This window comes from Natronococcus roseus, from assembly GCF_043677095.1.
GTDB classification, from domain to species: domain Archaea; phylum Halobacteriota; class Halobacteria; order Halobacteriales; family Natrialbaceae; genus Natronococcus; species Natronococcus roseus.
Genome location: NZ_JBHLJR010000003.1, coordinates 25,825 through 46,262, shown reverse-complemented (window position 1 = coordinate 46,262; position 20,438 = coordinate 25,825). Strand labels below are relative to the sequence as shown.

23 protein-coding genes, 1 tRNA gene and 2 pseudogenes are annotated in these 20,438 nt (G+C 60.4%); 17 read left to right on the top strand and 9 right to left on the bottom strand.

Annotated features, from left to right (window positions below; all coding sequences use genetic code 11):
- The first annotated feature begins 205 nt into the window (after nt 1–205).
- The gene (locus ACFEMD_RS08215) at nt 206–535 is read left to right on the top strand and encodes a hypothetical protein (RefSeq protein WP_394740556.1); all 330 of its coding nucleotides are present in this window, start codon (nt 206–208) and stop codon (nt 533–535) included.
- An 80-nt stretch (nt 536–615) separates the two neighbouring features.
- Here the strand turns inward: ACFEMD_RS08215 and ACFEMD_RS08210 are convergent, their stop codons facing one another.
- Nucleotides 616–786 carry a DUF7331 family protein gene (locus ACFEMD_RS08210; RefSeq protein WP_160167142.1) on the bottom strand — a complete coding sequence of 57 codons (171 nt, stop codon included), beginning with the start codon at nt 784–786 and terminating at the stop codon, nt 616–618.
- A 137-nt stretch (nt 787–923) separates the two neighbouring features.
- Entirely contained in the window at nt 924–1,172 is a 249-nt protein-coding gene (locus ACFEMD_RS08205) for a CopG family ribbon-helix-helix protein (protein WP_394740555.1), read from the bottom strand.
- A 276-nt stretch (nt 1,173–1,448) separates the two neighbouring features.
- Between ACFEMD_RS08205 and ACFEMD_RS08200 the strand changes: the two genes are divergently transcribed.
- The 8 genes and pseudogenes from ACFEMD_RS08200 to ACFEMD_RS08165 form a co-directional block, all read left to right on the top strand.
- Nucleotides 1,449–2,654: a GTP-binding protein gene (locus ACFEMD_RS08200; RefSeq protein WP_394740554.1), complete on the top strand. Its 1,206-nt coding sequence runs from the start codon at nt 1,449–1,451 to the stop codon at nt 2,652–2,654.
- Nucleotides 2,654–3,901, top strand: coding sequence for a CobW family GTP-binding protein (locus ACFEMD_RS08195; RefSeq protein ID WP_394740553.1), 1,248 nt, complete (start codon nt 2,654–2,656; stop codon nt 3,899–3,901). Before ACFEMD_RS08200 ends, ACFEMD_RS08195 begins: the two co-directional genes overlap by 1 nt.
- 52 nt (nt 3,902–3,953) lie before the next feature.
- Complete coding sequence (locus ACFEMD_RS08190) at nt 3,954–4,541, top strand: MogA/MoaB family molybdenum cofactor biosynthesis protein (protein ID WP_394740552.1); 588 nt, start codon at nt 3,954–3,956, stop codon at nt 4,539–4,541.
- Between the two features lie 99 nt (nt 4,542–4,640).
- Nucleotides 4,641–4,769, top strand: a complete 129-nt coding sequence (locus ACFEMD_RS08185) for a hypothetical protein (protein WP_278290120.1) — start codon at nt 4,641–4,643, stop codon at nt 4,767–4,769.
- A 73-nt stretch (nt 4,770–4,842) separates the two neighbouring features.
- Nucleotides 4,843–4,917 (top strand) — tRNA-Ile (locus ACFEMD_RS08180).
- 342 nt (nt 4,918–5,259) lie between these two features.
- Nucleotides 5,260–5,490: a hypothetical protein gene (locus ACFEMD_RS08175; RefSeq protein ID WP_394740551.1), complete on the top strand. Its 231-nt coding sequence runs from the start codon at nt 5,260–5,262 to the stop codon at nt 5,488–5,490.
- Between the two features lie 14 nt (nt 5,491–5,504).
- Entirely contained in the window at nt 5,505–5,915 is a 411-nt protein-coding gene (locus ACFEMD_RS08170) for a PIN domain-containing protein (RefSeq protein WP_394740550.1), read from the top strand.
- A gap of 486 nt (nt 5,916–6,401) precedes the next feature.
- Nucleotides 6,402–6,574, top strand: a pseudogene (locus ACFEMD_RS08165) (universal stress protein); the annotation flags it as partial.
- Nucleotides 6,575–6,641: 67 nt separating this feature from the next.
- Here the strand turns inward: ACFEMD_RS08165 and ACFEMD_RS08160 are convergent.
- The 3 genes from ACFEMD_RS08160 to ACFEMD_RS08150 form a co-directional block, all read right to left on the bottom strand.
- Nucleotides 6,642–8,009: a permease gene (locus ACFEMD_RS08160; RefSeq protein ID WP_394740549.1), complete on the bottom strand. Its 1,368-nt coding sequence runs from the start codon at nt 8,007–8,009 to the stop codon at nt 6,642–6,644.
- Nucleotides 8,010–8,173: 164 nt separating this feature from the next.
- The gene (locus ACFEMD_RS08155; protein ID WP_394740548.1) at nt 8,174–10,456 is read right to left on the bottom strand and encodes a heavy metal translocating P-type ATPase; all 2,283 of its coding nucleotides are present in this window, start codon (nt 10,454–10,456) and stop codon (nt 8,174–8,176) included.
- 103 nt (nt 10,457–10,559) lie between these two features.
- The gene (locus ACFEMD_RS08150) at nt 10,560–11,162 is read right to left on the bottom strand and encodes an AsnC family transcriptional regulator (protein WP_394740547.1); all 603 of its coding nucleotides are present in this window, start codon (nt 11,160–11,162) and stop codon (nt 10,560–10,562) included.
- Nucleotides 11,163–11,284: 122 nt separating this feature from the next.
- On the opposite strand from ACFEMD_RS08150, the gene ACFEMD_RS08145 reads away from it, so the two are divergent.
- Both ACFEMD_RS08145 and ACFEMD_RS08140 read left to right on the top strand, forming a co-directional pair.
- Nucleotides 11,285–11,491: a heavy-metal-associated domain-containing protein gene (locus tag ACFEMD_RS08145; protein ID WP_394740546.1), complete on the top strand. Its 207-nt coding sequence runs from the start codon at nt 11,285–11,287 to the stop codon at nt 11,489–11,491.
- A gap of 12 nt (nt 11,492–11,503) precedes the next feature.
- Nucleotides 11,504–11,854, top strand: a complete 351-nt coding sequence (locus ACFEMD_RS08140; RefSeq protein WP_394740545.1) for an SHOCT domain-containing protein — start codon at nt 11,504–11,506, stop codon at nt 11,852–11,854.
- Between the two features lie 200 nt (nt 11,855–12,054).
- Here ACFEMD_RS08140 and ACFEMD_RS08135 read toward each other — a convergent pair.
- Nucleotides 12,055–13,069, bottom strand: a pseudogene (locus ACFEMD_RS08135) (tyrosine-type recombinase/integrase).
- A 353-nt stretch (nt 13,070–13,422) separates the two neighbouring features.
- Between ACFEMD_RS08135 and ACFEMD_RS08130 the strand changes: the two are divergent.
- A complete protein-coding gene (locus ACFEMD_RS08130) occupies nt 13,423–13,881 on the top strand; it encodes a type IV pilin (RefSeq protein ID WP_394740544.1) in 459 nt (152 codons plus the stop codon).
- 424 nt (nt 13,882–14,305) lie between these two features.
- Here ACFEMD_RS08130 and ACFEMD_RS08125 read toward each other — a convergent pair whose 3' ends face one another.
- Nucleotides 14,306–14,581 (bottom strand): PadR family transcriptional regulator, encoded by a 276-nt coding sequence (locus tag ACFEMD_RS08125; RefSeq protein ID WP_394740543.1) that lies wholly within the window; start codon nt 14,579–14,581, stop codon nt 14,306–14,308.
- A gap of 408 nt (nt 14,582–14,989) precedes the next feature.
- Between ACFEMD_RS08125 and ACFEMD_RS08120 the strand changes: the two genes are divergently transcribed.
- The 3 genes from ACFEMD_RS08120 (at nt 14,990) to ACFEMD_RS08110 (ending at nt 17,748) form a co-directional block, all read left to right on the top strand.
- A complete protein-coding gene (locus ACFEMD_RS08120; RefSeq protein WP_394740542.1) occupies nt 14,990–15,709 on the top strand; it encodes a queuosine precursor transporter in 720 nt (239 codons plus the stop codon).
- A gap of 47 nt (nt 15,710–15,756) precedes the next feature.
- Entirely contained in the window at nt 15,757–16,857 is a 1,101-nt protein-coding gene (locus tag ACFEMD_RS08115) for an aminopeptidase (protein ID WP_394740541.1), read from the top strand.
- Nucleotides 16,858–17,130: 273 nt separating this feature from the next.
- The gene (locus tag ACFEMD_RS08110) at nt 17,131–17,748 is read left to right on the top strand and encodes a DUF309 domain-containing protein (protein WP_394740540.1); all 618 of its coding nucleotides are present in this window, start codon (nt 17,131–17,133) and stop codon (nt 17,746–17,748) included.
- Here ACFEMD_RS08110 and azf read toward each other — a convergent pair whose 3' ends face one another.
- Complete coding sequence (gene azf / locus ACFEMD_RS08105; protein ID WP_394740539.1) at nt 17,749–18,507, bottom strand: NAD-dependent glucose-6-phosphate dehydrogenase Azf; 759 nt, start codon at nt 18,505–18,507, stop codon at nt 17,749–17,751. It lies immediately after the preceding gene.
- Between the two features lie 101 nt (nt 18,508–18,608).
- Between azf and ACFEMD_RS08100 the strand changes: the two genes are divergently transcribed.
- On the top strand, nt 18,609–18,971 hold the full coding sequence (locus tag ACFEMD_RS08100) for a dihydroneopterin aldolase family protein (protein WP_394740538.1): 363 nt from the start codon (nt 18,609–18,611) through the stop codon (nt 18,969–18,971).
- A gap of 129 nt (nt 18,972–19,100) precedes the next feature.
- A complete protein-coding gene (locus ACFEMD_RS08095) occupies nt 19,101–19,589 on the top strand; it encodes a DUF5790 family protein (RefSeq protein WP_394740537.1) in 489 nt (162 codons plus the stop codon).
- A 21-nt stretch (nt 19,590–19,610) separates the two neighbouring features.
- Here ACFEMD_RS08095 and ACFEMD_RS08090 read toward each other — a convergent pair whose 3' ends face one another.
- On the bottom strand, nt 19,611–20,348 hold the full coding sequence (locus ACFEMD_RS08090) for a creatininase family protein (RefSeq protein ID WP_394740536.1): 738 nt from the start codon (nt 20,346–20,348) through the stop codon (nt 19,611–19,613).
- Nucleotides 20,349–20,438 lie beyond the last annotated feature (90 nt).

The window sequence follows — 20,438 nt, the reverse complement described above, 5'->3', positions numbered from 1 at the left end:
CTACGACCGACATCCGTCGGTTCGGCCGATCGAACGGCGTCGGTGGGGGGCTAAAGCGGCCGGAGCGAGTAGAAGGAGTAGATGATCCGACTCGACGACACGATCACTGGGGTGGACGAGGGTACGGCCGAGACGCAGTGCCGACCGGACGGCTCGAGTGCCGACTCCCGTTCCCATCGATTCCGATCTCGGGAGGAGGGTCAGTGTGAGCGCTGACGGTCGAGCCGGAACCGAGAGCCGTCAAGTCGGGGAGGCGGACCCCGGTACGTCGGCTCGATCCCGTCGATCCGCGACCGACGCGGCGGACCCGTCGCTCTCCCGGGGCCGAACCGGAGACGCGAGCGAGCCGCCGACGGGCTCGAGGAACCTCGGGGGACGCTGCCCTCGCTGTCGGGAACGACTCGAGAGTCGACTCAAGGTTCGCTACGACGACGAGCTGAGCGCTCGGCTCCTCCTCGAGGGGTACTGTCGAAGCTGTACGTACTACGTCGAGGGCGGGATGGTCACGTTTGCGATGGACGAAGTACGGCTCTGAGTCCGTCCGATACGTCAGGTATCGAGCGAGGCTCGGAGATGCAACTCTACCGCCGAAGCCGGTATCCGAGGTCCGGATCGTCACTCGACCTCGCCGAGCGAGAGGGCGTACGTCGAACTGATCCACGCCTCGGAGCGGTTCTCGTCGTAGATGACGGTCTCGTCGTCCTGCGTATTGTAGGTCCCGATCGCGGAGGAAGGGCCGGGAAGCTCCGGATCGGCGTCGGCGGATGGGGGAGTGGACGTTGACATAGGTTCGATTCCTCGGTTTCCTACATGAACCCACGCGCCGGCGGGGAAAGAAACCGGAGCCGAAACACCTCTCGGTCGGCGACCGAGCCACGTTGACCGCTCGCGTTCGCCGAAGCCGTGCTCCTCCCGGTCCGTCCTCATCCGTCGGTCGACCGATCGTGTCCGTCCAGCGGAACGAGCGAGTAGTCGACGTGTTCGACGCCCTCGATCGCCCGTATCTTCTCGACGAAGGAGGGGATCGCGTCGATCTCGGTCTCGAGTACGAACGGATCGAGACAGCAGTCGGCGACGTGGCTGTGATCGTTGGCCGCGATCGCGTCGTCGAACTCGTGACGAAGCTCTGCGACACGGCGCTCGACACGCTGGGTTCCGAAGTCGTAGCGCACGGCGACGGTTCCCGCGAGGGGTCCCTCCTCGAATCGGTCGTCTTCGAACGCCTCGAGTAACGACCGCGTGCTCTCCCTGACGACCTCGCTTCGACCGTGTACTCGTGGGCCGACACGCGGGCGTCGAGTCGCTCGAGCAGTTCCCTGGGCATCGAGAGGCTGACGACTGCCATATGATAAAGCTCGGGAGTGAATTAATAGGATTTGTTATTCAGTTTCGGGACAAGATATAATAACTAACATTAACAAGACCACGTCCTGTATTCACAACTGTCTATGAGCAACGAACGCATCCCGGTGACCGTGCTGGGCGGCAGCCTCGGGGCCGGCAAGACGACCGTACTCAACCGCGTGCTAACCGCGGACCACGGCCTCGAGGTCGCCGTCGTCGTCAACGATATGGGCGACGTCAACGTCGACGCCGAGCACGTCACCCAGCAGTCGGATCTGGGCGGCGAGGAGGAGATCATCGAGATGTCCAACGGCTGTATCTGCTGTCGGCTCCGGGGCGACATGCTCGACGAGGTCGGGCGGCTCGCGGACCGACGGGAGTTCGACTACCTGCTGGTCGAGTCCTCGGGAATCTCGGAGCCGATCCCGGTTGCCCAGACGTTCGCCATGGGGTTCGAGGAGGCGGCGTTCGATCCGACCGACACGTACGAACTCGATACGATGGTGACGGTCGCGAACGCCCACAGCTTCTGGGAGTCGTTCGACTCCGGGGAGGCGCTGGCGGCGGAGGTCCCCACCGGCGAGTCGGGTCGGGTTCCGGAGACCGTGCTTCTCGATCAGATCGAGTTCTGCGACGTCCTCCTGTTGAACAAGTGCGATCTCGTCCCTGACGACGCGCTCGAGGAGATCGAGGCCGTCCTCGAGCGGCTCCAGCCGCGCGCGAAGATCGTCCGTACCGAGTTCGGAAACGTCGACCCCGACGAGATTCTCGGCACCGAGCGGTTCGACTTTCAGGACGCCTCGAACTCGGCGGGCTGGAAACACGAACTCCAGCACGACCACCACCACGACCCCCAGGAGGAACACGGCGTCACCTCCTTCGTCTACGAGCGCGATCGACCGTTCCACCCCGAACGGATCGCACAGCTGCTCTCGGAGCTGCCCGACGAGCTGATCCGCGCGAAGGGCTTTTTCTGGAGCGCCGGCCGAGAGGGCGTCGCGATGGGTGTCGACAAGGCCGGCAGCTCCGTTCGCGCGGGTCCGTCGGGACAGTGGCTCGCGACCCTCCCCGAGGCCGAACGCGAACAGTACTTCGCAGCCCGACCCGGCCTCGAGGAGGACTGGGACGAGGAGTGGGGCGACCGCATGACCCGCCTCGTGTTCATCGGTCGCGAGTTCGACGAGGACGCGCTGATCGAGCGACTCGACGACTGCGTGCTCACCGATTCGGAGATGGACGACGACTGGTCGACGTACGCCGATCCGTTCGAACCGGAAGAACGACGTGAACTCGCGCTCGCGAACGAGTAATGGCCGTTCCGGTTACCATCCTCTGTGGCGAGCTCGGCGCCGGGAAGACGACGCTGCTCTCGAGGCTGCTCGAGACCGCGGACAGCGAGATCGCCGTCCTGGTCAACGACGTCGGCGAGGTCAACGTCGACGCCGATCTCGTGGAAGCGCGCACCGATCTCGAAACCGGCGACGAAGTCGTCGCCCTCGAGAACGGCTGCATCTGCTGTAGCCTCGGTGGTGAGCTCTCCCGAGCCGTGATCCGGCTCTGGAAGGAACACGAGTTCGACCACCTCGTCGTCGAGGCGTCGGGCGTCGGCGAGCCCGAACCGATCGCCCGACAGTTCGTTCGCGGTCCCGCGGGCGGACCCTACGATCTCGAGGCCGTCGTCACCGTCGTCGACGCCAGGCGGTTCCACGACCGCTTCGCCGACGGCGATCAGGTACCGGTCCAGCAGGGAGCCGACGAGGAGGGGACACGCCCTCTCGCGGATCTGGTCCTCGAGCAGGTGGAGTTCTGTGACCTGCTCGTGGTGAACAAGTGCGACCTCGTCGACGACGAGGAACGCGAGCGGGTCGTCGCCCTGCTCGAGACCCTCCAGCCGCGTGCCGAGATCGTGACGACCGAGTACGGCGATCTCGAGCCCGAAACGTTGCTCGGCAGCGAACGCTTCGAGCTCGAGACGGTCCGGGATTCGGCGGGCTGGAAGCGCCAGATCGAGGCCGACGCGGAGGCGGACGAGCACGGTCACGACGACCACGGTGACGAAGACGCTCACGACCACGCCCACCACCCAGAACGGTACGGGATCGAGGTCGAGGGCTACCACCGACGTCGGCCGTTCCACCCCGAGCGGTTCGCCGAACTCCTGCGGTCGCTCCCCGACGGACTGGTTCGCGCGAAGGGGCTCACGTGGATCGCCGGCCGCGAGAAACAGGCGATCACGACGAGCACCGCTGGCGCCGAGACCACGCTCGAGGTGACCGGCCGCTGGATCGCCAGCTTCTCCGAAGAACGGCAGGAAACGTACCGACAGGGCCAGCCCGATCTCGCGTGGGACGAGGAACACGGCGACCGCGAGATCCGGCTGGCGCTCATCGGCCGCGGCGTCGACTGGGACGCACTCGAATCCCGGCTCGACGACTGTCTGCTGACCGACGAGGAGATGGATACGGACTGGAGCGAGTACGAGAACCCCGCCCCGACGGGAATGGGCGAGACGGTGACGATCTCGAGCGCCGACGACCCGGAGGCGCCGATCCGATGACCGCACCGCTTCGGGGACAGGAGTTATCGCCCTCCGGTATGGAGGTACGCGTATGACGACCGACCGCGCAGACCGGCGGAGCACCGACGACCACGGCCACGACATTATCGACCCGCTCTACGTCGGGATCGTCACGGTCTCGAGTTCCCGCGCTGCAGAGGCCGACGCCGACCCCGACGACCCGGGCGGCGACACGATCCAGGAGTGTTTCGAGAACGAGGGCCACGAGGTCCAAGAGCGCGTACTAGTTCGCGACGACTACTCCGCGATCCGTACCGCGGTTCGGGGCCTCGTCGCTCGCCGGGACATCGACGTCGTCTGTACGACCGGCGGCACCGGCGTTACGGCCGACGACGTCTCCCCCGAGGCGACGTCCTCGCTGTTCGAGCGCGAACTCCCCGGCTTCGGCGAGCTGTTCCGCTCGCTGTCCTGGGACGAGGTCGGCACCCGGGCGATGGCCTCGCGGGCGACCGCGGGGATCGCCGTCGACACGCCGGTCTTTTGTCTCCCCGGGAGCACGGGTGCCTGCAGTACAGCCTGCGAGGAGCTGATCGTCCCCGAAACGCCCCACCTCGCGGGGCTGGCGACGCGCCACCGCGCGGGCACGACCGAGCAGACGCTCGACGACTACGAGGAGTGACGCCGCTCCTCCCGTGTTGTTATTTCGGATACGCTCACTAGCAGCCGTCGGAACGCCTGAATAGCCCTTATTGGCGCTCGGACCCCAGTGTTCAATGCTATGTGCCATCACTTCGAATCCGTCGACGAACTCGACGCCGAGGAACGGACGGACGTCCTCGAATCTCACACCGACGAGGAGCTCGAGGCTGAGCTGAGCGAGGCCGAACTCGAGGCGCTGACCGCGTAGTCGAACCGCTGCCTTTTCGCAGACAAAACAGACAGCAAGCGTTAACTATTGTGACCGGGTTCGTTCGACTCGAGGGCCCTTAGCTCAGTCTGGTTAGAGCGCTCGGCTCATAACCGAGTGGTCGATGGTTCGAATCCGTCAGGGCCCATGGAGCGAGCCGAGCACCGCTCGGGGCTCGCGGAATGTCGGCCTGACGGTTCGAACTAGACGACGGCGAGTGCAGCGAGCCGTCGGCGTAGTTACGAATCCGTCAGGGCCCATACCACCCGTAAAACTGGCGATGAGGCGTTGAAGCGACTAAATTTGGCATTTCGGTCATTTCCGAGCGAGGGAATCATCCAAAATTTGCGGAGTCTGAGCTAGTGGAATTTGGCTCTTTGCAGCCCTCTCGACTCGAACTCTCCTGTCCCATCTAGTACGATGAACTCGATGGCATTCAACATAGGGTGCACCGGAAGACACAGTATTCTGTGTCCGCATAGATCTCTGTATGCCCAGTATCACGGTCAACGTGGACGACGACCTCAAACAGCGAATGGAAAAGCACCCGGAGATCAACTGGAGCGAGGTCACACGACAAGCCATCCAAGAGAAGATTGAGGCGCTCGAAATGATGAACGAACTCACCAGCGAGAGCGAACTCTCCGAGCGCGACGTTCAGGAAATCGCCGACAAGATCAACGAACGTGGACGCAAGCGCGTCGAAGAAGAAGCGGAGTAGACTCGACGAATGAATTGGTCATTGACGCCAATGTCGTTATTTCTACACTTATTACTGATTCGAAGACGCGAGAACTCATCGTTACACTCGAACCAGATCTTTTGACGCCCGTGTTTGTCCACGACGAAGTTGAGAACTACGAAGACCTGATTGTGAAGAAGTCCGGAATGGAGCCGGACCGAGTGGCACAGTTCATCGACCTCCTGTTTCAGTACATTGAGGTCGTTCCTGCCGATGACTTCTATCCGGCTATCGAGAGGGCAGACGAAGCAATCGGAGACACCGACCCCGACGACGTGCTGTACCTCGCGTGTGCGATCGCCAGCAATGGGGCCATCTGGAGCGACGATTCTGACTTCGACGAACAGGACCTCGTCGATACGCACTCGACGAGTGACGTGATTAACTCGTTTGACACGCTCTAGCTTGGCGGATCAGGCTCTCAATCCCACGCGCGCACTCGCAGCGATGACTCATCGCTGATCGCCACTATACAGCGCACCAAATCAGTTAGTAAAGCTATACGATATACTGCGTGAAATTGAATCTATACGTCTACTGGCAAAAACAGCGTGCAACATCCAGAGCATGCATTCAGCATGACTCCCACATTTGATTCACGTTCACACCAATGAACCAAGTATTCGGTAGAATTTCGAACTGAATGGTTCGATCGTAATCCCACGATTGATCACGATGTCCCTCTTGATCTAAACCGATAACTCCTGCGAATACCTCCACCAGCGCCCTGAGTGCAACTGCCGATAGGCGTCGGGATATTCCTGTCGTCAAGACCGTGACCGGAGTGATGATTCATCCTAGTGGCCATAATATTGTATCCCCTGTAACCATTTGTACACTGATCACACAGTATCGTGTAATCAGGTATGCATTGACTTGCAGTGGCTAGCCACGGCGTTCCGCACGCCGAGATTCTTCACTATATTGAAGAAGCGAACATTGATTTGACCGTTATCGGCTCAAAGAACCGATCCGGTGGGTACTCGGAAGCGTTGCCGAGCGAGTCGCCAATATGACTGAGTACCCAGTGACAATTGTCAAAACACCCGTTGAGGACGAGTAACCGAATGAGACCGACCACAGGAACTTTTTGCGCGCTTAAAAGAGGTCCCCGTTACAAAGCAAAACAATCACAGATACGATTCTGGAGACTCCCGGAACTGTGCCCGTGAGTCGTCGCTTTCGAAGTAGTAGATCGATTCGTCGTGTACCGTACAGTAGTCCGCGTTCTTAACCGTAATGTCGGTTCCGGTGACCGGATCTTCTACGGCACGATTGCCGGGGGCACCTTTTTTCCCTCTTATGAGAAGAGTGATGAACCCGACACCAATCAGGAGAAACAGCACGTTCAGAATTGTCACAGGATCGAAACCAAGAATCGTCACGCCCTCGCCCGTTGGTTCTAATGCAATATCTGGGATGAGGCCGACCGCTGCGAACAGGTAATAGACAATAAATCCGGTCGTCGCCATCGACACGAAGAGGATGATCGAAATACGCGTCCCGATCTTCTTCCCCCAAATCTTCCGGTAGATCCGGATCAACTGCGGAACGATCAGATCGGCGTACAGGAACGCGATGACGCCCGCGAAAGCGAAGCCCGAGCCCCACAGTACCGCAGCGAGCGGGACGTTCCCCATCGATCCGACGAACGTCGCCACCGAGATAAGTGGTCCGAGAACGCTGTTGTAGGCGACCTGCGTCACGCCTGCTCCACCGCCTTCGAACAGGAGGGTCCAGATAGTCTGGGGAACAGCGGCTGCGATGAGTCCTGCCAACAGGAAGCCGATCGCCAGTTCCTTCCAGAGCATCTTGAGATCCTTCTTCGTCTGATTTGCAGCTTCGACCCATCCGTTCCACGACGTGATCTTTTCCTTCCAAGATGTCGTGTGCGTGTCCGGGTTCTGCTCAAAGAGTCGCTTGCATCCCTCCGAGCAGAAGTAGACCGTCTCGTTTTTGTGTTCGACGGGAATCCCGTTTTCACGGTTGAGACGCATCTTACAGACCGGATCTGTGACAACCGGCTGTTCCTCTTCGAGAAGCCGCTCTCTGGCTTGTTGAGTTTCATCGTATGGAATCCAGAGATGTACGAGAACGATCGCAATCAGAATGAAAATCGGCGCTCCGACCGCTTGTGCAACGGCGAACTCCCACCCCAATAGTGCCCAGATGACAAACGTAAGCCCAATGACGAAATTTGTCGATGCGATCTTAAAGGCGATCGTCGGGATGATGTGTGCGCCCTTCTTGAACAGGGTTTTCGTCGCAGCGATGTCCCCGAACGAGCAAGACGTTGAGGCAGTGCCGAAGCCCATCGCATAGAGAACGGATTTCGGGCTGGCTTCTCCCATATAATTGACCATCCCCTCCTTGGAGACGAACGCTTGAATCGCGCCCGAAATCATGAATCCCAGCAGCAAGGCCCACAACGCTTGCCAGAGGAAATCGCCGGCAAGGTAGAGCCCTTCTCCGACTGTTTCCACTATCGCTCCGATCATCTGTTCGTATTACCTGAACCCAGTTCTACCATGACTATTGTTATCAGTTCTAACTCAACGAAGCGTGATATTCCAGGAGCTCTTCCCCGGTGTGGGTTCAACGAGTGTCTTCCCATCTTGTTTGTCGAATATGTTTTCTAACTGTAAAAGATGAGTACGGTCTCCTACAGTTCGATTTTGCTGAGTCGGGCAGAGTTTGTGATCACCGAGAGACTCGAGGTGAACATCGCCACGACCGCAATGACTGGGTGTAACAACCCAAAGAACGCGATCGGAATGGCGAGCGTATTGTAGATGAACGCCCAGAACAGATTCTGCTTGATTTTCGAGAAGATACGCTCCGAGAGGGTGAATGCGTCCACGAGCGCACCGAGCGATCCGCGGACGAGGCTCACATCACTCGATTGAATGGCGATATCTGTCCCGGTACCGATGGCAACACCAACGTTCGCCTGTTTCAGGGCTGGTGCATCGTTAATTCCATCACCGATCATCGCTACCTCCTTCCCCTCATCTTGCAACTGGCGTACTTTGTCGATCTTGTCCTGCGGAAGCACCCCTGCCATAACCCGAGCGGGATCGATATTCATCGTATCAGCAATCGCTCGGGCCGTCCGCTCGTTGTCTCCCGTAATCATCCACGTCTCGATACCGCGATCGTGGAGGGCTTCGATCGCCTCGTAGGAATCGTCCTTGATCGTATCGGCAGTGCTCACCACCCCGACAATCTCGTCTTTGATGCCGACCAAAACCGTCGTCTTTCCTTCCCCTTCGAGTTCGTTCAACTTCGACTCGTAGAACTGTGGGATCTCGACTCCGACTTCGTCGAAGAACTTCACGTTCCCCACGTAGACCGTCCGATCGTCGATGACAGCTTCGATCCCTTTGCCGGGAACACTGTCGAAGTCACTCAATTCAGCGAGTTCAATTCCCTGCGTTTCAGCGTAGTCGATGATAGCCTGTCCGATCGGGTGTTCGCTCCCGCGCTCGGCCGACGCTGCGAGCCGTAGGACTTCGCGTTCCGCATCTCGTTGTTCACCTTCTAACACTCCACCGTCTGCGCGAACGCCGGTGTCGTCACCGACAACGACATCAGTCACGGAGTGGTTCCCTTCGGTGATCGTCCCAGTCTTGTCGAGGACGACCGTATCGATATCCTTCATCGTCTGGATCGCCTCGCCATCGCGGAACAGCACGCCGTTCTCGGCGGCCTTACCGGTACCAGCCATTAATGCTGTCGGCGTTGCCAGTCCGAGCGCGCACGGACAGGCAATCACCAGTACAGCAACCGAAGCGAAGATGGCGAGCGTCAATGGTTCAAGTGCCAGATCGACCCATGGCAACCACGCGCCCATACTCGCCACCGATTCCATCGCGCCCGGAACCGCGAGCCAGAGCACGAACGACAGCGCGGCAATCGTCAGCACCGCCGGCACGAACACGTTGGTGACACGGTCGGTTAGCGCCTGAATCGGGACTTTCGTCCCTTGCGCTTCCTCCACCAATTCGACGACCTGCGAGAGGAACGTTTCGTCGCCGACCTTCTGTGCTTCGACCTTGAGGAGACCGGCGCCGTTGACCGTCGCACCGATGACTTCGTCTCCTTCCTCCTTGCTCACGGGATCCGATTCGCCTGTGACCATCGATTCGTCGACGCTACTGCGTCCGTCCACGACGACGCCGTCAACTGGGACTTTTTCACCCGGTCTGACGACCATCACGTCGCCGACTGCAACGTCCTCGACGGGGACTTCGACTTCTTCTCCATCCTGCTCGACGCGGGCGGTTTCCGCCTGCATTGAGACCAGTCCCTCGATCGCGGCACTTGCTCGACCTTTGGCTCGGTCTTCGAGGTACGTGCCGACGAGGTGGGATGCCATGATCATCGCACCGACGCCCGCGTAGTTCTCGACTGGCATAGCGAACACCATCACTCCAGTCGCCCATGCCGCGATGGTGCCCAACGCGATCAACGAGTCCATGTTGAACGTGCCGTTTTTGATGGCTCTGAGTGCAGATGCGTGGGTCGTCCTCCCGTAGTAGAAGACCACCGGCGTGGCGAAGATGAGCAGCAGGACATCGATTTGGAGGCCAGTTAGAAGATCAAGCGGGGTCCACATGAACACCATGAGAAGGACAATCGGTGAGGTGACAATCCACGCCCGGATTGCCATTCGCTTGATCGTCTGGAGCTCTTCCTCGCCTTCCAATTCATCTTCTAATAGCTCGTCACGTACTCCGTATCCGACATCCTCAACGGCTTGGACGAGTTGCTCCTGTGAGACACTCGAGTCGTGGCTGACGTCCGCACGTTCGGTTGCGAAATTGACCGAGACGTCGTCGACGCCATCGACGCTCTCGAGACGCTCTTCGATCGTTGACGCACAGGTTGCACACGACATCCCCGTTACTGAGAGATCTGTTCGTTCATGTGGGGTTTCTGGCATTGGGGTTCACCTCATATCTATATACGGGCTACTGTCTTATGCCCATTTTCAGTAAGAAAGCAAAGGTTCGTATGGGGTGAATCTTCGAATCGAAACCCCCGAGTCAATCGAAATTGGTCTGAAAATCTTTAAATTCTCGTTCGTATGTACTTTTGCAAGAGGGACAGCAGAATGCGAGAGTTCGTTCGCCGATTGTAGCGGTGATCCCGTCACTTTTTACAGTGTTGTCACACACTTGGCACGGTAACGAGAACTCTGCTTTGTCGAGTTGTTGTGTCCACTCGTACTTCTCGATCATCTCAAAGTCGATATCCGTTACGTGCTCTAAGTCTACCTCCTCCCGAAGCCATTCGATTGGATTGCTCTTTGGGGCGTTCCCATAGACAACGATTGTGCCGTCGTATTGTTTGAACGCGTGTTCGACACCAGCGAGTGAACACAGACGCTGATAGATCTCCTCGGACTCGTTTGGATGTGCCTCGAACTCAATCATGATTGGGGTTCGCTGCTGCAGTTTGAGCCGGTCGATATCGATCGTAAATTGTCTAATGACGCCCTGTTCTTGTAGTCGGTCAATTCGATCAGACACGGCAGGTGGAGAGAGATTCACCGCCTCCGCAAGCTCGTTATATGGACGACGAGCGTCTTCAGCCAGCAACCGGATAAGTTCCAAGTCGGTCTGGTCGAGATCACGTTTGTCTCTCATGTGCTGGTGTAGACGCCATCAAGTATTCAAATCACAGGCTAATTTTCGCAACACTTGATTCCGCTTCGCTGTGGAATTTTAACGAAAATAGGCAAAAATGGGAAGCACGTAGAGTCACGTGTATGAGCCAACGAATTACGGTGTCCGGGATGAGCTGTGAAGGCTGTGAAGAGAATGTCGAGGAAGCACTAACCGCTGTTTCCGGTGTGACGGCTGTCGATGTTGACCGAACAACGGAGGTGGCGACTATTGAGGGATCGGCAAATGCCGATGAACTCGCGGCTGCTATTGAAGAGGCCGGATACGAAGCAACAGACGCTGAAACCTGAAATGAATACATCATGAGTCAAACAGAAACTCTGACACGGACGATACTGCTGGCACTGCTCGGTCTCTTGGCCATCCCGTTGGTAATGATGCCAGCCATGGGGGCATTCGGCTGGTCGCATATGGGTGGCTGGATGTGGGACAGTTCTGGCGGGTGGTTAGTGATGGTTCTGATGATGGGTATTCCCCTACTCGTCGTGATTGGAATCGGATACCTTGTCTACCAGTCACTTGGCACGGAGACTATTGAGCAAACGGACGAGGCGTTGGAGGAACTTCGGCGTGTATATGCACGGGGTGAGATGTCAGATGAAGAATTTGAGAGGAAGCGCAAGAATCTGCAACAGGATACTGAGCCAGCATAGTGGAATCCCACTGTAACGGGTTGTCTGGATCTTCGCTATAACAATAAATAAAACAACATTTTAATCTAATTGAATCGGAAGAACATTTCGTGCAAGATACGCGTCCTGTAGTGAGCGTGTGTTTCACAGCAAAGCATTACTCAAAAATAGGGTTTCAAGAAATCTAATATATGTTTGGCTTTCGGAAATAACTATAGAGACTATTTGTCTGGAAGGTATCGGCGGCGTTGCTCAAGCTTTTCTCTAGCGGATCGCTGATCGTAGTGTCGCTCCAGTACGTCCATGCCAACGTCCATTCGATCGCTCACAATTCTTTCGGGGGTATCCGATTGAAGATGGTGTGTAATCGAACCCCTTCGAACAGGATGTGGACTCAACGCTGATGGGGCACTTGTGTGCGTACTCTGTTGGGCGTGCTTCACACTCGTCGATATCCCGGTCGTGCGGACAATCATTTTCGTATACGCACGGGCGCGTATACTGGTACGCAATTGTTCGGCCACGGTTACGGCTGAGACGATTTCGCTTTGTAGCGAATAGCGGTGTTCGACCGTAGTCATCGACGACCCGTGGGTGATTAACTGCGAGCCAGTCGTCCAGAACCCGGCAAACACGTTCGTTCAGTGCGACTAGTCGCTCGCTTTTCGAGCCGTTCTTCAGAGAAGTCCCAGTATTCGGTCGGTGTACGAGAGCGAGGTACTGGTCATCTGGATCGTAATCTTCGACGTCAATTCCAGTCGCAGCTCCGATGCGCAGACCTGTATGCCAGACTACTTCGAACAGCGCGTGTTCGAGTCTTGCGTAGCGATACCGTTCCAAATGATCCAGTATTTTCTGAGCCCGATCCTTACTGAGTAATTCGTCGCGTGCGTCCGCTGCTGTAGTTGTTGGCAGGATAATCTTCTCATCGAGTCCTGATTGAACAGCATCAACACTCACACAGAACCGGAGAAAGACACGCAACGTTGCTAACTGTCCCTTCATCGACGCCGTGGCAAGTTCGTCCTCGTTTCGCCGCTTAATTCGGAAGTGATGGATGTCTCACGCGGAGAAGTTGTTTAGATTGTCGATTTCCTCACTTGCACACCACTGTACAAACTGCTCGAGTCGGTAGTCGTGTGACTGCAAGGTTGCATCTGCGAGTTCGTGTCGCCGTTCGTCGAGGTACATTTGTTTGGCTGTCTCCGGCGCAAGTGGTTCGAGGTTGGTTGTCATAGTTGTCTCACTTACGAAGACACGAAACAGCAATTACGTGAGTGGGCGTATGAGCGCTCCTTTCTCCCAATAACAGCTAGCTGGCTCCCCAGTACATTTTGGGATGTTCCCCGTCAGGGCCCATGGACCTCCCGGCGAACAATCCGTAAGCCGCGAGTACGGGACCGCTAGCGGTTCGAATCGGACAACGACGAGCGAAGCAAGCCGTCACTGTAGCCACTACCGCTGAACTATATAACTCATAACGGCAGTAATGTCGGCGAGACCGCGTTCGATGGCCAACGGTGCGACGACGGGTGGGAACGCTTCCACCGCGTTTGCTCGCGCCGCGATCGCCGGCGCGGGATACAGCTATGGATTCGAACGCATCTACACGGAGCGAACGGGGTACCGAACACGAACGAGCGGTCTCGCCGGTCATCGGGGTCGTGCTCATGGTCGCGGTGACGGTCGTCCTCTCGGCAGTGATCGCGGGATTTGTAATGGAGATGGGCGACGGGATGGAGGACTCGCTGGAAGCGACCGGCGCAGCGTCATTCGATTTCGACGCGGACGAGGGCGTGATGACGGTCTCGCTCGTTTCCGAAGGAAATGCCGATGAGTGGGAGATCGTCGGCGACGTCAACGATGGCAACGTAGACGGGATCGACGGCGTGGGCGAAAACGTCACTCTCCAGTGTGGGAACGATGACGACGACGCGTTGGGGGCCGACGAAGCGGGGACGGTCAGCGTTACGGCTTCGATCGACGGCGGGAGCTCCACCGTGATCGGAAGCGGGGAGTACGACTGTAGCGACGCTAACGGCGACTAAGCCCGTTCGGGACTCTCGAGGAAACCGTTCGAAACACCCGACACGGCGAGCTCTGGCGGTGCGGCCCGAGGTCTCGAGTAGCTCGAGGTGAGGCTATTCTGGGTGCGGTTTGGTTTCTGGCGCGCCCGCGTTCACCGTGGTCGCGACCCGACACCGCTACCGCCGCGACTCGACATCGCCACGCTGCACACCGACACGAGCGCGACAATGCCCGGTTTCTTCCGGACGTGTAGCTTTCTCTCCCCGTTTTCGGGAGCGTCTCGAAGAACACCTCGAGGTCAGTAGAGTCCTTCTCCGGACGTAGCGAGGATGCGAACGCTACAAGCGTCGGCCGTTACAACCGCTGGGCCTGCTCGAGGTCGGCTATCAGTTGACGAGAGAGTGACCCCTCTGTGACCCTCCAAAGCCGCCGGTACCGATCGGATCAGGTATCGACGTACTGTGATTCCCAATCGCGCCGGTCCTCGATCGCCTCGTAGCCCTCGTCGCTGATCGCGTAGTAGTTCGTCCGGCGATCGAGTTCTCCCTTCTCGACGAGTTCCTTGTTGACGAGGGTGTCGAGGTTCGGATACAATCGCCCGTGGTTGATGTCGCTACTGTAGTACGTCTCGATCTCTTCTTTGATGTCCTGGCCGGATGGCTGGTCCGCCCCTGCGATGACGTACAGGAGATCACGCTGGAAGCCGGTCAAATCGTCCATAGGTTACCTATCAACCCCTACCAGAAACACTCTATTTGTTATCAATCACGTATTACGTCCGTTGCAGCGGTTGGTGATGCACTAGGCCGTTTGCAACTGGCGTGATGGTGGCTATACGCTCCGTAATCGGATGATACACCGATCGTTTCCGTCACGTCCACTCTTTCGACGAATTATGCTATATACCCATCAGCACACCCAAATACGGCACCTTGGACTTCGAAACAGTCACTTAGTAATGTTTTATCGCCGTTGCAGATGGTTCGACACGCGAGACTGTTTGCGTAAATCGAACGATACCGAATATATTTGGTATTGCGAGGATGTTCGGCTCCGGCGGGGATCGAACCGCGGAACGTGGACGACGAGACGGTACCGTTTAGCGTTCCGACTCGAGAGGTGTCATGCATGGACGACCGTCGTGGAGCGCCGTCGATCGCCCAGGTTTCGCTGATCGGGCTGTTCGTCGCAGCACTCGTTACCGCTCAGCTGACGGCGTCGAAGGTGCTCGCGTTCGACCTTCCCGTCGCCCTTCCCGTGACGGGTGCGGAACTCGTCCTCCCCGGTGCGGCTCTCGCCTACGCGCTCACCTTTCTCGCGAGCGACTGCTACACCGAGCTGTACGGTCGCCGCGCGGCTCAGATCGTCGTCAACGTCGCGTTCGCGCTCAACTTCGTCGTGCTCGCGCTGGTCTGGTCGACCATCGCGGCGCCGGCGGCCGAAACGAGCGTCGACCCCGACGCGTTCGCGACGGCCCTCGGCGCCTCGACCAACGTCGTGCTCGGCAGCCTGCTCGCCTACCTCGTCAGCCAGAACTGGGACGTCTGGCTCTTCCACCGCATTCGGGATCGGACGGGACGCGAGAAGCTCTGGCTCCGAAACCTCGCGTCGACGGGGACCAGCCAGGCGATCGACACCGTCATCTTCGTCTCGATCGCCTTCGCGATCGCGCCCGCCGCACTCGGCGTCGGCGAGGTGCTCCCGCTGGAGGTCTTGGCCGCGCTCGCGGTCGGTCAGTATCTGCTCAAACTCGCGATCGCGGTGCTCGATACGCCGATCGTCTACGCCGTCGTCGCGCTCGTTCGCTCACGGGAGCCCCACGAGGCCGAAGACTCATACGTAGCCTGATCGCCCGGAACGGGTGGATTTAGTAGCCCGCGATCCAGCCTCCGAGTATGGACGAACGCACCCGCGAACACGCCGCGGTGCTGGTCGAGTGGAGCGCCCGCGTCGAGGCCGGCGACGCCGTCGTGCTCTCGGTCGGCCCGGACGCCCACGAGCTGGCGGTCGCGGTCGCCGAGGAGCTGGGCGAACGCGGCGCGAACCTGCTCGCGACGTACGATTCCGGCGAGGTGGCGCGGGCGTACCTTCGGGCTCACGACGACGAGTTCGAGGCGCCGACCCACGAACAGGCGCTGCTCGAGGAGACCGACGTCTACCTCTCGCTGGGCGGCGGACGCAACACGAGCGCGACGGCGGACCTTCCCGGCGAGACCCGACAGGCCTACCGCAGCGCCCGGACGGCCGTTCGCGAGGCGCGATACGACACACGCTGGGTGTCGACGGTTCACCCGACCCGATCGCTCGCCCAGCAGGCCAACATGAGCTACGAGGAGTACCGTGAATTCGCCTACGACGCGATCCTCCGGGACTGGGAGTCGCTGGCCGAGGAGATGGATCGACTGAAGGAGTTGCTCGACGAGGGCTCGGAGGTGCGGCTGGTCTCGTCGGGAACCGACCTCACGATGCGGATCGACGGCCGAACCGCCGTCAACAGCGCGGCCTCCGTCGCCTACGACTCCCACAACCTCCCCAGCGGGGAGGTCTTTACGGCGCCGTACGGCACCGAGGGCAAGGTCACGTTCGACGTTCCGATGACGATCCGCGGGGAACCGGTCAGAAACGTCCGCCTCGAGTTCGCCGACGGGGAGGTCGTCGACCACGACGCCGAGCAGGGTGCGTCGGTTATCGAGGCGGTTCTCGAGACCGACGACGGCGCTCGGCGACTAGGCGAACTCGGCGTCGGGATGAACCGCGGAATCGACCGCTACACGGACAACATCCTCTTCGACGAGAAGATGGGCGAGACGGTCCACCTCGCCGTCGGGCGGGCTTACGACGCCTGTCTTCCCGACGGCGAGTCGGGCAACGACTCGGCCGTCCACGCTGATCTGATCACCGACGTCGGCGAGGAGTCCCGACTCGAGATCGACGGCGAGGTCGTCCAGCGAAACGGCAGCTTCCGCTGGGAGGACGGATTCGAGGAGCGTCGGTAGTGCGGGTATAACTCCCTGTTATCGGCCGTTAGGGATCCATTAGCATCGTTACTTCCGTCAGATCGGGCCAGAAGCAACTGCATAATAAATACCTCCGCTGTCGTTCAATTCGAGTACCGCCATAACCGGTGGCGGCAGTAACCGGTTGGGGCGACCGCTGCACGTCCCGATCTCCGTTTGTCACAGTTGTCTGCCCGCCCCGCCGGAGGCGGAACGTATCCGGCGACTCACCGCTTTCGTGACGTTGACACCGCTCGAGTCCCTACTGGAGCTATGCGCGATCGGGTCCGAGCCGGCGTCGCGATCTACAACGACGGCTACTACCACGCGGCACACGACGCCTGGGAGGAACACTGGCTCGACCTCGAGGACGGAACCGACGACGAGTTGCTGCTCCACGGGCTGATCCAGTTCACCGCCGCCGTCTACCACGCTCGTAACCGCAACTGGGAGGGAGCGACCGGGCTCGCCGAGAGCGCCCTCGAGTACCTGTCCGGACTGCCAGCCGACTACCGGGACGTTCGGCTCGAGCCGATTCGACGCGCCCTGGAGATGCTCACCGACGATCCGTCCGTCCTTGAGCGTCGGTCGCCGCCGCCGATCGGACACGAGGGACGAACGCCGGGGCTGGCCGATCTGGATCTCGATACGACGGCGCTCGCCGCGGTCGTCCTCGCCGAAGAACTCGGCTTCGATCCGGAACCCGTCGATCGCGCCCGGACGTACGCACGACGGGACCTGGAGGCGGGCGACGACGACAGCCGATTTATTTCGCTGCTGTTCGACTTCGTGCGCGAGGACGACCACCGCGGACTCGTCTACCGGCGATTGTCCCAACACGCCGAGCGACGGCAAGCTCGAGAGGCGGACGTCGACGGACTGTTCGAGTAGCTACGCCGACGGATCGTCGTCGTGGTGCGCGGAGTTGTCCCGCGGCTCGTAGCCGAGGACCTCGCGGGCGCGGTCGATCGAGTAGTACTTGCGGTCGTTGTCGGAGATGCCGTAGACGATCTCGTAGTCGTACTCGGCCCGGATACAGCGATCGAACAGGTGCGCACAGTCGCGGTAGGAGAGCCACATCGCCTGGCCGCGCTCGTAGTCGATCGGCGGGTGGCCCTCGGTGAGGTTTCCGATCCGAACGCAGACGACCGAGAGCCCGTACTCGTCGTGGTAGTACCGACCGAGGGACTCGCCGGCAGCCTTCGAGACGCCGTAGAGGTTACCCGGCCGCGGCAGCTCGGTGCCGTCGAGCAGGTAGTCGTCGTGGGGTTGGTACATCTCGGGCGTGCGGTCTTCGGTTTCGTACGCCCCGACGGCGTGGTTCGACGAGGCGAACGCGACCTTCTCGACGCCCGCGTTCGCCGCGGCCTCGAACACGGTCTGGGTACCGTCGATGTTGTTCGTCAGGACGCTGTCCCACGGCGCCTCCGGGCGCGGGTCGCCCGCGAGGTGGATCACGACGTCGATCCCCTCCATCGCCTCGCGGACCGTCCCCTCGTCGGTGACGTCGCCGACGACGAACTCGCCGGGGTGGTCGTCCGTCGGCGGGTCGCGATCCATCAGCCGCCACTCGTGCTCGTCGGCGAGGTCTCCCAGGACGGCCTGTCCGACTCGCCCCGCAGCCCCCGTCAGCAGGACCGACTGTGCCATTCGTTCGGTGTGAGGGAAAGCGTCGATAAGTAACGTGCGGTTCACACCGCACCGACGGACCGACCGCAACCCCCTTCTCGCCCGCGCTCGACCCGTCCCGTATGGCAGACTCGACGCCGACGGACGCGGAGGCCGCGTGTTTCGAGGCCGGCATCAAGTTCGGCTCGCTGTACCACCAGTTCGCGGGGACGCCGGTGTCGCCCGAGAGCGCAGCCAGCCTCGAGACGGCTATCGAGGAGTCGATCGAGAACCAACCGCACTGCGCAGGCGTGACCGTCGAGATCCAGCGCGAGGAGCTCGAGGCCGAGCTCGCCGAATCGTCCGCCGACTACACGGAGCTGACGGGACGATTCCTCGAGGTCGAGATCGTCGTCGACTACGAGGGCCGCGAGGTCGTCACCCGGATGGCGATGGAAGACGGCTATCCGCTGATGAAACTCGAGTCGGTTCGCGACACCACCTGATCCCGCCGCGTTCGGAGGACCTTCCTTTCGAAATTCGGCCGCCGTTTCGTCGGTACCGGCCTACCAGCCCCCGTTTTCACTTTCACTTTCGGGCTACCTTTTAAACCCGGCGCCGGTGAAGTGGACGACATGAGTCAAGCGACGCTCGGTGACGACGAGGAACTGTTCGGCGAAGCGGCCAGCGAGATGCGCGAGGACGTCGAGTCCTCGCTCGAGCAGGCCTGGAGCGAGCTGCCGGCAGCCGACGACGTCTGGGAGACCGACGCCGACAACGCGCTCGGCGTGCTCAACGGGCTCAAGTCTGCACTCGATGCCGGCGACGCCGAGGCCCACCTCCGGGACGCGAAGAAGTGGTACACGATGGGCCAGCGCGCCGACGCCTTCGAGGACGCCGACGACCTCGAGGCCGAGATCGAGGATCTCGAGGAGACGATCGCCGACGTCTCTGCGGCCGGCGAGCAGGTCGGAGATCTCGCCTCGACGATCCCGTCGCTTCGCGGCGCGCTCCAGGAGGCCGAAACCGAGTCCGACGCGGAGGCGGACGAGGCGAGCGACGAGACGGACGGTGAGGACGATGCCGACGAGACGGCTGCGGACGACGACGAAAGCGAGGAGTAATCGATATCGTCGGTCGGTACCCTATCGCCGCTCCGGTCGCGAGACGTCCCGCTCGGCGACGGCCTCGAGGAGCCGATCCAGGGCGTCGGCGGCTAGCTCGAGCAGTTCTTCACCCCGCCGCTCGTCGCCGTCGGTCGGATCACCGACGACACCGTTGTCCGTAAACTCCGCCGAGTCGTACGCCAGATTCGCGTAGCTGGTCCACTCCCCCCAGCCGTCGGCGCCACCGTCGCGGGCGTCCTCGAGTCGGTCCTCGTGAACGAGATCCGGATCGATGTGACGGACCAGTGCTGTCTCGAGGGGACCACCGTGGCCCATATCGCCCGAGTGGTCGCCGACGGCCTCGAACCAGGTGAACGGAACGGCGTAGGCCTCGCCGCTTCGCGTCAGCCGACCGCCGACCTCCCGGAGCGCGTCGATGTTTCCGCCGTGCCCGTTGACGAGGACGACACGATCGAAGCCGTGGTGTGCGAGACTCTCGACCGACTCCCGGACGTAGCTTCGAAAGGTATCATCGGAGACCCACATCGTTCCCGGAAACTGCCGGTGTTCCTCGGCGATCCCCACGGGAATCGCGGGCGCCCGGACGACCTCGCGATCGGCCCGTTCGAGCGCCGCGTCGGCGACCGCTTCGGCGGTCAGCACGTCGGTTCCGAGCGGGGCGTGCGGGCCGTGCTGTTCGGTGCTGCCGACGGGAACGACCGCGAGATCGGTCTCGAGCTCCCGTACCTCCGTCCACGTCGCCTCCGAGAGATGCATACCGAACCGAACCGAGCGTGCGGCCATGAAACTCCCGGTACCCCCGGTACCCGGAGACGGAGCCGTCTCGGATGTGACGACAGCGGCCGA

Excerpts from the sequence above, each read along its gene's own strand:
- ACFEMD_RS08210 (WP_160167142.1), bottom strand. The coding sequence starts at position 786 with ATGTCAACGTCCACTCCCCCATCCGCCGACGCCGATCCGGAGCTTCCC.
- ACFEMD_RS08200 (WP_394740554.1), top strand. The coding sequence starts at position 1,449 with ATGAGCAACGAACGCATCCCGGTGACCGTGCTGGGCGGCAGCCTCGGG.
- ACFEMD_RS08195 (WP_394740553.1), top strand. The coding sequence starts at position 2,654 with ATGGCCGTTCCGGTTACCATCCTCTGTGGCGAGCTCGGCGCCGGGAAG.
- ACFEMD_RS08190 (WP_394740552.1), top strand. The coding sequence starts at position 3,954 with ATGACGACCGACCGCGCAGACCGGCGGAGCACCGACGACCACGGCCAC.
- ACFEMD_RS08185 (WP_278290120.1), top strand. The coding sequence starts at position 4,641 with ATGTGCCATCACTTCGAATCCGTCGACGAACTCGACGCCGAGGAACGG.
- ACFEMD_RS08175 (WP_394740551.1), top strand. The coding sequence starts at position 5,260 with ATGCCCAGTATCACGGTCAACGTGGACGACGACCTCAAACAGCGAATG.
- ACFEMD_RS08160 (WP_394740549.1), bottom strand. The coding sequence starts at position 8,009 with ATGATCGGAGCGATAGTGGAAACAGTCGGAGAAGGGCTCTACCTTGCC.
- ACFEMD_RS08155 (WP_394740548.1), bottom strand. The coding sequence starts at position 10,456 with ATGCCAGAAACCCCACATGAACGAACAGATCTCTCAGTAACGGGGATG.
- ACFEMD_RS08150 (WP_394740547.1), bottom strand. The coding sequence starts at position 11,162 with ATGAGAGACAAACGTGATCTCGACCAGACCGACTTGGAACTTATCCGG.
- ACFEMD_RS08145 (WP_394740546.1), top strand. The coding sequence starts at position 11,285 with ATGAGCCAACGAATTACGGTGTCCGGGATGAGCTGTGAAGGCTGTGAA.
- ACFEMD_RS08140 (WP_394740545.1), top strand. The coding sequence starts at position 11,504 with ATGAGTCAAACAGAAACTCTGACACGGACGATACTGCTGGCACTGCTC.
- ACFEMD_RS08130 (WP_394740544.1), top strand. The coding sequence starts at position 13,423 with ATGGATTCGAACGCATCTACACGGAGCGAACGGGGTACCGAACACGAA.
- ACFEMD_RS08125 (WP_394740543.1), bottom strand. The coding sequence starts at position 14,581 with ATGGACGATTTGACCGGCTTCCAGCGTGATCTCCTGTACGTCATCGCA.
- ACFEMD_RS08120 (WP_394740542.1), top strand. The coding sequence starts at position 14,990 with ATGGACGACCGTCGTGGAGCGCCGTCGATCGCCCAGGTTTCGCTGATC.
- ACFEMD_RS08115 (WP_394740541.1), top strand. The coding sequence starts at position 15,757 with ATGGACGAACGCACCCGCGAACACGCCGCGGTGCTGGTCGAGTGGAGC.
- ACFEMD_RS08110 (WP_394740540.1), top strand. The coding sequence starts at position 17,131 with ATGCGCGATCGGGTCCGAGCCGGCGTCGCGATCTACAACGACGGCTAC.
- azf (WP_394740539.1), bottom strand. The coding sequence starts at position 18,507 with ATGGCACAGTCGGTCCTGCTGACGGGGGCTGCGGGGCGAGTCGGACAG.
- ACFEMD_RS08100 (WP_394740538.1), top strand. The coding sequence starts at position 18,609 with ATGGCAGACTCGACGCCGACGGACGCGGAGGCCGCGTGTTTCGAGGCC.
- ACFEMD_RS08095 (WP_394740537.1), top strand. The coding sequence starts at position 19,101 with ATGAGTCAAGCGACGCTCGGTGACGACGAGGAACTGTTCGGCGAAGCG.
- ACFEMD_RS08090 (WP_394740536.1), bottom strand. The coding sequence starts at position 20,348 with ATGCATCTCTCGGAGGCGACGTGGACGGAGGTACGGGAGCTCGAGACC.